The organism is Psychrobacter immobilis (assembly GCF_904846065.1).
Lineage (GTDB): Bacteria > Pseudomonadota > Gammaproteobacteria > Pseudomonadales > Moraxellaceae > Psychrobacter > Psychrobacter immobilis_H.
In genome coordinates this window covers 1-1,135 of the sequence record NZ_CAJGZV010000031.1, presented here as the reverse complement: position 1 = coordinate 1,135, position 1,135 = coordinate 1, and the positions used below count along the sequence as shown (strand labels likewise).

Here is a 1,135-nt window from a genome sequence, read left to right as displayed (position 1 = left end):
ATGGTTAATACCCATGGACGATGACATTAGCTGCAGAATAAGCACCGGCTAACTCTGTGCCAGCAGCCGCGGTAATACAGAGGGTGCAAGCGTTAATCGGAATTACTGGGCGTAAAGGGAGCGTAGGTGGCTCTATAAGTCAGATGTGAAATCCCCGGGCTTAACCTGGGAACTGCATCTGAAACTGTAGAGCTAGAGTATGTGAGAGGAAGGTAGAATTCCAGGTGTAGCGGTGAAATGCGTAGAGATCTGGAGGAATACCGATGGCGAAGGCAGCCTTCTGGCATAATACTGACACTGAGGCTCGAAAGCGTGGGTAGCAAACAGGATTAGATACCCTGGTAGTCCACGCCGTAAACGATGTCTACTAGTCGTTGGGTCCCTTGAGGACTTAGTGACGCAGCTAACGCAATAAGTAGACCGCCTGGGGAGTACGGCCGCAAGGTTAAAACTCAAATGAATTGACGGGGGCCCGCACAAGCGGTGGAGCATGTGGTTTAATTCGATGCAACGCGAAGAACCTTACCTGGTCTTGACATATCTAGAATCCTGCAGAGATGCGGGAGTGCCTTCGGGAATTAGAATACAGGTGCTGCATGGCTGTCGTCAGCTCGTGTCGTGAGATGTTGGGTTAAGTCCCGCAACGAGCGCAACCCTTGTCCTTAGTTACCAGCGGGTTAAGCCGGGAACTCTAAGGATACTGCCAGTGACAAACTGGAGGAAGGCGGGGACGACGTCAAGTCATCATGGCCCTTACGACCAGGGCTACACACGTGCTACAATGGTAGGTACAGAGGGCAGCTACACAGCGATGTGATGCGAATCTCAAAAAGCCTATCGTAGTCCAGATTGGAGTCTGCAACTCGACTCCATGAAGTAGGAATCGCTAGTAATCGCGGATCAGAATGCCGCGGTGAATACGTTCCCGGGCCTTGTACACACCGCCCGTCACACCATGGGAGTTGATTGCACCAGAAGTGGATAGCTTAACCTTCGGGGGAGCGTTCACCACGGTGTGGTTGATGACTGGGGTGAAGTCGTAACAAGGTAGCCGTAGGGGAACCTGCGGCTGGATCACCTCCTTATAGATGGCATTCGGTCAGCAAGAATTCACAACAAGTTGTTCTTTAGTTTA

1 rRNA gene is annotated in these 1,135 nt (G+C 51.6%); it reads left to right on the top strand.

The annotated features are described in order from the left end of the window. Positions 1–1,085, top strand: a 16S ribosomal RNA gene (locus JMW64_RS13920); the annotation flags it as partial. Positions 1,086–1,135 lie beyond the last annotated feature (50 nt).